The following is a 6,532-nucleotide window of genomic DNA, read 5'->3' on the forward strand; positions in this document are numbered from 1 at the left end:
CGAGGGGGAGATGGCCGGCAGGCCAGAGGGGGTAGCCGCGCGTGGAGCGCCGACCTCATCTGTCGCCGGGCGTCGCGCCCGGTCGAACCGACCCCCTCTGTCGCCTTCGGCGACATCTCCCCCTCAAGGGGGGAGATTAGCGCCTCAGGCATTGTCGCCCCAGTTCTCCCAGAGCAGCGTGATCGTGCCCGTAACGGCAATCGTGCCGTCGGCATCGATGTCGGTGCCGATGGCAAACGCCAGGTTGAGATAGAGGTCGACCGGCGTCACGGTGCCGTCGAGCGTCTGCGCGGCGGCGACATCGGCAACCGACGCGCTCGACAGGGCGGCACCGGCGCCATCCAGCGTGCGGCCGGTCGCCGCCAGCACATTGATCATCGTCAAGGCGAGCGCTGGGGTCGACGCTGCCGTCGAGCCGAGCGACCAGGTCAGCGCGGCATTGTCGTTGATGGTCGACGCGCGGGTAGTCAGCACGGCGAACTGCAGTCTTGCCGTGCCGCCCCTGATGCGGATCTTGCCGTCGATGAAATCGAACAGCTTCTGGCTGGCATAGGCCAGTGCATCGGTGACCGGCACCGGCATGGCATTAAAGGAGAAGACGGTGCGGTAGGCGCCGCCCTGCCCCGTCGTCCTGGCGGTAAGCCCCGCCCTGGGCGGGGCAAGGCCGGCTTCTCTGGCGGCGGCACGCGAAAGCGTCCGGGCAAGACCTCGGGTCATTTGATTTCTCCATTCTTGCGGGATTGAAAACGGGGTCGGCTGGGCCGCCGCACGCAACAGCGGCAAAAGCTCATGGACATTTGGATCAGTTATGTGTATCTATACACAACATGAAGAGCGCCGATGTCATTCACAGGCTGTTGGCGGATGGCTGGTACGAAGTGGCTCGAAAAGGAAGTCACGCCCAGTTCAAGCACGAATCCAAGCCGGGCCGGGTGACAGTTCCGCATCCCAAGCGCAACATCCCGATCGGCACTCTCAAGAGTATTGAAGAACAATCCGGCGTGAAGCTGAGGTAGAGAAATGCGGAACTATATCGGATTGATCCACAAGCAGGCGGACAGCGACTTCGGCGTCTCCTTTCCCGATTTTCCGGGCCTGGTGACAGCCGGCGTCAACCTGGATGATGCCCGTGCCATGGCCGGGGAAGCACTGGCCTTTCATGTCGAGGGGCTGGTCGAGGATGGCGAGGCCATTCCCGAGCCGTCATCCCTGGAGGAAGTGATGTCGGACAAGGACAATCTGAGCGGTGTCGCCATCCTGGTTCCCTTGAAAGCTGAAGCTGCGAAGGTCGTGCGTGTCAACGTCACCATTCCGGAAGATGTCCTCGATCAGATTGACCGATATGCGGAGCGCCACGGCTACAGCCGATCCGGATTTCTGGCCGCTGCGGCGAAAAAGGTAATGCAGATCGAGGCGGCGTAGCGCCCTGGAAGGCGCGACTGGAGATGAAGCTCTTTGGGTCTTGTTCGGTTACTTTCTTTGCGGATCAGGCCGTCAGACAAAAACAACCATGTCTTATTTCGTGAGGCACGGTGCCTATGTTCCGCCGCAAATGCGACCGTACTTGGCAAAATCAGCCTGCGAATTAGTTCATAGACTTCAAGGGAGTATCAGACGATGACCATGTCCAGAGCCATTGCCGCCATGTTCGTAACCGCCGCGCTGGCAGGCTGCGCGCAGACCGAAGCACAGCAGAGAACCAGCACCGGTGCGCTGCTCGGCGCCGGCGCCGGCGCGCTTGCCGGCCAGGCGATCGGCGGCAACACCAAGAGCACGGTCATCGGTGCCGGAGCCGGCGCCCTGCTGGGCGCCGTTGTCGGCAATGCCACCACGCCGCAGCCGCCGCCCGGCGAACAGCTTTGCCGCTATCAGGACCGCACCAGCGGCCGCATCTACACCGCCCCCTGCGACGACCGCTACTACAACGGCGATTATTGATCGTTAGCCCCTTCTCCCCGTTTTACGGGGAGGAGGTCCCGGTAGGGGGATGAGGGGCAGCGCAAACTTCTGAAATGCCGGCACCGCCCCTCACCTGCCTGCCGGCATCGCTCTCCCCGTAGAACGGGGAGAGGGGCGCAGCGTCAACCTCGCGCATCCGTTTCCCCCGATGATTTGGTCCTTCCGCTGATTAGCGGTCAGCGCTATCGTCGGCTATCCAAAGGGGGCGACGATGCGATTTTTGATGACCTCACTGCTGGTTGTTTGTTCGGTTTCCGCACACGCCAGACAGGCTGTCAGCGTCGAGCGGATCGGCGATTGTCTGATCTTGCCGGTAACGGCGGTCGACAATCACGTCAAAGCCACTTTCGAGGTGACACTGGACAAGGCCGGCAAGGTCTTATCGGTCGCCGTTGCATCCTATGAGCCACATTCGGAAGCGGCAGCGGAGGCGGCCCGGCAGCTTTCGAAATCGGTCCAGCGGTGTTGGCCGGCAGGCGTCAAAACGAGTCCAATGCGGATCACAGTGGATTTGAGCGAAACTTAGCTACTGCGCAATCTCAGAGAAGACCCGTTCAACCCACGAAATTTTCGTCCACGAACATCTCCGCAAATTTCTGCGGTGTGAGAGTTACATCATTGTCGCGGGCGATTTTGAGGTTCCTTGCCCACATATCCCGGATTGCTGCCGGCATTCCCTCAGGCATGTGCACAGACTGGGCTATTGCGTCATGCCATTGTCCATCGCCGCCATAGATAGATTGCAGTTTGGGGCCCATCTTTTTCAAGCCATCCTCCGACTCCTGAGAAAGTTCTCCGATGGCCCAGAGCACATAAAGCTCCAGTAGCCTAAGCAGCGGCTGTCCACCATAACGTGGGTCAGTCGACATATTACCTCTCATGCATCATAGGTGGCGTAATAAATGAGTCTTTCACAGATCGCGGAAAGGCTGGGCCGCAAATACCTATTTTTGGCGCTCATTTTCAGTCCGCCAACCGAGCAAATAGGTCGGCGAGGTCACGCGCTATCGTCTCAGCGGATTGCCGATCCATACCTATGAATGGGATGCACACGATTGGCATGGCCGTATCTTCAGTGTCGAAGCCATAGCCTTCACCTCCTCCGTCCGATGCGAACAAGAGGATGCCTGGCGCATATTTTTCAACCTCATACTCTCGATTGAAGTCAGCCAATTCTTCGGCTTTAAAAAAATAACACAGTTATCGCGGATGAAACCTTCGCCTCCATTATGCTCTTTGAGGAAGTCGGTGTAATCCTTGGGAAGCGCAACTCCCAAGCGTGCGGCCAGTCCATCGACGACTGCGGACTCAGCCGGTGCGTCGAACTGTTCCTCGGTTAAACTATATCCCACTGCTATCCTCCCAGGTGTTCAGCAACTGATTCCACCACGGCGTACCCTGTTGTCGATGAACATCGCGAGGCAGTGCGAGCCGGGCAGAATCGAGCTCGCCGTCTCCGGTGCTGATTTCGGCAGGGGCAAGCGCATGACGTGCCTAGGTCGGGTTTTGCAGTCCATCAGCTAAATCTCTGACTTGCGAAGTCACTAGGATCATTCAATCCTTTTCCGGCCCGTCGAATGAATGAATCCCGGCCGACTCATTGCCGAGGCGCTCAAACACGTCTAGCGCCCGCTCTGAAACAACAAGCGTGTGGTTCGAAGCCATGCCGAAGTCATCATGTCCTGGCTGCCCATGGATCTTCATCCAGACGAAGGTTGGAAGTTCTGTTTCTGGCTGCAGCCGATGAAACAACTCCGAAGCAGTAACCTCGACGTCGGCAAACGTCGCCCCTGAAACTCGCATCTTCAGCAGCTCCAGCTCGGCTTCTTTGGTGACAAGATAACAGGGAAAACTCCTTATCAGGACATCACCTATCCAAACGTCAATCTCGTAGTGAAGTTTGTGCACAATCGGCGGGTGAACGCGGTTATCGAGAACCGTATTTTTGCCAAAATCACCAGCAACAAATGGCTCTACATAATAATAATCCATTTTTCACCTATATTTTCCGACAGGCGGCACGAAATGATGGCCATATTTCTTATCCATCATTGTAGAATGATCCAGAATCTGCTGCTCCGTTGGATACGGGTACTTTTCATAGAATTTGTCATTTTCGCCCCTAATGATAACAAGATGCAGAATATCATTTAAATCCTTAGGGATCCCGCGTAGATTTTCTATCGAATTGATCTTTTTCTTCGATAGGAAATTTAGAAGCCTCTTAAGTAATTGCTGCTCAGCCGGATGATGAATTACTACATCCTCGATGTTCACGTCGGGGTTCGCCTGAGCATACGCTTTCCTAAAGCCCCTACGCCTCCGCCCTCGCCGCCTTCTCCAGTGCCGCCAGTTGCGCCTCGTCCAGCGTCAAAAACCCCATAATATGCTGCACCACTTCGGCCCGCGCGTTGCTCAGCGCGCTGTGCAGCTCGAAGCCGTTCGGCGTCTTGGTCTTGGCCAGCCACTCGCCATAGGACGGGCGGCGGTAATAGCCGGTTGCGGCCGCCAGGTCGGCCAGCACCATTTCGCCGTCCTGGCCCGAGAACACCCTGAGATAGGCCTTGGCCAGGGCATCCCGCGCCTTGGCCGGGCCGCCGGCCTGGCTGGAATGGGCGAAGCGTTTTTGGCTCATGCGCCCTGCCCGCCCGAAGCATCTTGCACAGCCTGCGGCATCAGCCCGCCGAGCCCATCGAGCAGGCCGCTGTCGCGCGCCTGCACTGCCGCCGGCACGGCATCCCTGGCGACCTTGCCCGCGGCAGCCATCGCCGCCATGCCGGCCTGTTCAGCTTGAGCCTTGGCGCGGGCATCGCGTATTCCCGCCACCTCGTCCTGGCGGCGAAAAATGCGCTGCGGACTGCGGCCGGCGCCCTGCACGATCTTCAGCGCCGCGTCGCCGTCGATATTGTCCATCACGCCGGGATCGAACTGCGCCATCTGCATGGCCGTGGTGACAACCTGGATGGTGTCGCGCGCCTCGGCCGAACGGCGCAGCACGTCGAGCGGGCCGGTGAAGGTCGGCCGCAGCGCCTTGCCGGCAAGGCTCGCCGGCGGCAGGAAGCGGCTGTCTTCCTAGTAAAGTCCCTTGTCCTCGAGAATGCCCAGCTCGCGGTCGAGATTAGAGGCAAAGCCGGCCTGGATGATCGAGCCGGACGGCCCGAGCAGCGCGCCCTTCTCCTCCTGCCGGATCAAGGCTTCGGTCGCCGTCATCTGCGGGTTCTGTACCAGCGTCTGGAACAGATTGACGAACATCATGTCGCGGATCTCCTCGGCCCGGCTGTCGGCATAATTGAAGGCATAGGTCGGGTTCTGGCCGGTGGCGATCGGCGCGATCAGCGGCCGGCCGGCATCGTCGATGAGGCCGGGATAGTTCTCGCCGGGATTGAGCACCGGCACATAGTCGAGCCTTGCCTTGGAGGCGGTCGCCGGATCGGTGATCTGCTGCAGCGCGCGCAGGCCGGAGCGCCGCACGGCGTTCTCCTCGCGCACCGTCGTCAGCGCCTCGATGGTCGGCGAGATGCCGTACGGATCGCCCTCGTAGCGGCGCCAGTTGAAGCACGACACCGGGAACGAGCGAAAACCGCTTTCCCTGACGATCGCCTCCTCGTCCTCGATCACGTGATAGGAAGCGAACGCGGTATCGAGATACTGGTAGGAGCCGCTCAGACTGTACATCTTGCGCTCGTCGCGCGGCTGGATGCACTGGATCAGCGAGATTTTCGTCTCGCATTTGGCGGGGTCGTCGACCAGGATTTTGATCCGCGCCGGCAGTCTGTCATAGCCGAGCAGTTGCGCCGCCTGTCTTGCCGTGCGCTCGTATCGGCGGTGGAAAATATCGACCTGGCCCCAGCGGTTGCGCGAGAGATAGCCTTCGACCACAGGGATTGAGGCATAGCGGATCAGCGTGCCGCCAAAACCTTCCTCGGCATAGAGATAGGCCGGGCCATAGCGCACGACATTGCGCAGGCAGGCCTGCGTTGCCGGCACGAAATTGGAATTGGCGGAGTAGCGCAGCGAGAACAGGAAGTCGCGCAGCGCTTCCGCCCATTCCTTCTCCTCGTCGGTTTCTTGGTCGTTGATGGCCGCGGTCGACAGCCCATGCCATTTCTCCGACTGCGGGATGATCAGGCTTTCCAGCCCGGCGGCCAGCCGGTTGGCGGCCGAGTTGATGGTATTGGCGTAGACACGCGCACCGCGCCGCTCCTGCCGCTCGGCCTGCGAATCGACGCCGGCCTGACGGCGGCCACTCCACATGTCGGGCGCGTCGGGATCGCAGAATTCGGACACCGCCTCCCAGACATGCTCGTACTGGCTGCGCTCGCTCTCCAGTTCAGCCTGTCGCGACAGGATATCGCGAGCACGGGAATCGCTCATGGTCAGCCTCGCTTGATGGGTGAATGGGAAAAGAAAGATGGCGGGACGTCGAAACTACCAATCTCCCACTTGAGGGCAGGGGAATCGCATATGGCGATTTTGGGGTTGAGTTTGGGCTGAGAAAGGATTCTTTGGAGAGGCAGTTGAGCGAAGGAGCGACTGCCATTTCCTGCCTTGAGAGCTACTTTGGCGCGGTGCC

The 6,532-nt window shown here is 59.7% G+C and carries 13 protein-coding genes; 4 read left to right on the plus strand and 9 right to left on the minus strand.

Features of this window, described 5'->3' with window-relative positions:
* Window positions 1-144 precede the first annotated feature (144 nt).
* A complete protein-coding gene (locus NKI39_RS25315) occupies window positions 145-717 on the minus strand; it encodes a hypothetical protein (protein WP_352835213.1) in 573 nt (190 codons plus the stop codon).
* A gap of 110 nt (window positions 718-827) precedes the next feature.
* On the opposite strand from NKI39_RS25315, the gene NKI39_RS25320 reads away from it, so the two are divergent.
* The 4 genes from NKI39_RS25320 to NKI39_RS25335 all read left to right on the plus strand — a co-directional run bounded on the left by NKI39_RS25320 (window position 828) and on the right by NKI39_RS25335 (window position 2,485).
* A complete protein-coding gene (locus tag NKI39_RS25320) occupies window positions 828-1,016 on the plus strand; it encodes a type II toxin-antitoxin system HicA family toxin (protein ID WP_352835216.1) in 189 nt (62 codons plus the stop codon).
* 4 nt (window positions 1,017-1,020) lie between these two features.
* Window positions 1,021-1,422, plus strand: a complete 402-nt coding sequence (locus NKI39_RS25325) for a type II toxin-antitoxin system HicB family antitoxin (protein WP_352541138.1) — start codon at window positions 1,021-1,023, stop codon at window positions 1,420-1,422.
* A 195-nt stretch (window positions 1,423-1,617) separates the two neighbouring features.
* Window positions 1,618-1,938 (plus strand): YMGG-like glycine zipper-containing protein, encoded by a 321-nt coding sequence (locus NKI39_RS25330; RefSeq protein WP_352458164.1) that lies wholly within the window; start codon window positions 1,618-1,620, stop codon window positions 1,936-1,938.
* 244 nt (window positions 1,939-2,182) lie between these two features.
* On the plus strand, window positions 2,183-2,485 hold the full coding sequence (locus NKI39_RS25335) for a hypothetical protein (protein ID WP_352835218.1): 303 nt from the start codon (window positions 2,183-2,185) through the stop codon (window positions 2,483-2,485).
* A gap of 28 nt (window positions 2,486-2,513) precedes the next feature.
* On the opposite strand, the gene NKI39_RS25340 is transcribed toward NKI39_RS25335, so the two are convergent.
* The 8 genes from NKI39_RS25340 to NKI39_RS25375 all read right to left on the minus strand — a co-directional run.
* The gene (locus NKI39_RS25340) at window positions 2,514-2,828 is read right to left on the minus strand and encodes a hypothetical protein (RefSeq protein WP_352816916.1); all 315 of its coding nucleotides are present in this window, start codon (window positions 2,826-2,828) and stop codon (window positions 2,514-2,516) included.
* 165 nt (window positions 2,829-2,993) lie between these two features.
* Complete coding sequence (locus NKI39_RS25345; protein ID WP_352816918.1) at window positions 2,994-3,311, minus strand: SMI1/KNR4 family protein; 318 nt, start codon at window positions 3,309-3,311, stop codon at window positions 2,994-2,996.
* Between the two features lie 202 nt (window positions 3,312-3,513).
* The gene (locus NKI39_RS25350) at window positions 3,514-3,951 is read right to left on the minus strand and encodes a hypothetical protein (RefSeq protein WP_352835221.1); all 438 of its coding nucleotides are present in this window, start codon (window positions 3,949-3,951) and stop codon (window positions 3,514-3,516) included.
* 3 nt (window positions 3,952-3,954) lie between these two features.
* A complete protein-coding gene (locus tag NKI39_RS25355; RefSeq protein WP_352501182.1) occupies window positions 3,955-4,236 on the minus strand; it encodes a hypothetical protein in 282 nt (93 codons plus the stop codon).
* A gap of 37 nt (window positions 4,237-4,273) precedes the next feature.
* Window positions 4,274-4,594, minus strand: a complete 321-nt coding sequence (locus tag NKI39_RS25360; protein WP_352816921.1) for a Bbp19 family protein — start codon at window positions 4,592-4,594, stop codon at window positions 4,274-4,276.
* The gene (locus tag NKI39_RS25365; RefSeq protein WP_352835225.1) at window positions 4,591-4,956 is read right to left on the minus strand and encodes a hypothetical protein; all 366 of its coding nucleotides are present in this window, start codon (window positions 4,954-4,956) and stop codon (window positions 4,591-4,593) included. Before NKI39_RS25365 ends, NKI39_RS25360 begins: the two co-directional genes overlap by 4 nt.
* Window positions 4,957-5,031: 75 nt before the next feature.
* Window positions 5,032-6,333 carry a portal protein gene (locus NKI39_RS25370; protein WP_352835229.1) on the minus strand — a complete coding sequence of 434 codons (1,302 nt, stop codon included), beginning with the start codon at window positions 6,331-6,333 and terminating at the stop codon, window positions 5,032-5,034.
* A gap of 2 nt (window positions 6,334-6,335) precedes the next feature.
* The coding region (locus NKI39_RS25375) for a hypothetical protein (RefSeq protein ID WP_352835232.1) at window positions 6,336-6,532 on the minus strand (197 nt) is incomplete at its 5' end.

This window comes from Mesorhizobium sp. M0664, assembly GCF_040320565.1.
Classification (GTDB): domain Bacteria; phylum Pseudomonadota; class Alphaproteobacteria; order Rhizobiales; family Rhizobiaceae; genus Mesorhizobium.

Bases quoted from the DNA above. Each gene is read 5' to 3' on its own strand.
- NKI39_RS25350 (WP_352835221.1), bottom strand. From the start codon at position 3,951: ATGGATTATTATTATGTAGAGCCATTTGTTGCTGGTGATTTTGGCAAA.
- NKI39_RS25325 (WP_352541138.1), top strand. From the start codon at position 1,021: ATGCGGAACTATATCGGATTGATCCACAAGCAGGCGGACAGCGACTTC.
- NKI39_RS25335 (WP_352835218.1), top strand. From the start codon at position 2,183: ATGACCTCACTGCTGGTTGTTTGTTCGGTTTCCGCACACGCCAGACAG.
- NKI39_RS25360 (WP_352816921.1), bottom strand. From the start codon at position 4,594: ATGAGCCAAAAACGCTTCGCCCATTCCAGCCAGGCCGGCGGCCCGGCC.
- NKI39_RS25330 (WP_352458164.1), top strand. From the start codon at position 1,618: ATGACCATGTCCAGAGCCATTGCCGCCATGTTCGTAACCGCCGCGCTG.
- NKI39_RS25370 (WP_352835229.1), bottom strand. From the start codon at position 6,333: ATGAGCGATTCCCGTGCTCGCGATATCCTGTCGCGACAGGCTGAACTG.
- NKI39_RS25320 (WP_352835216.1), top strand. From the start codon at position 828: ATGAAGAGCGCCGATGTCATTCACAGGCTGTTGGCGGATGGCTGGTAC.
- NKI39_RS25340 (WP_352816916.1), bottom strand. From the start codon at position 2,828: ATGTCGACTGACCCACGTTATGGTGGACAGCCGCTGCTTAGGCTACTG.
- NKI39_RS25315 (WP_352835213.1), bottom strand. From the start codon at position 717: ATGACCCGAGGTCTTGCCCGGACGCTTTCGCGTGCCGCCGCCAGAGAA.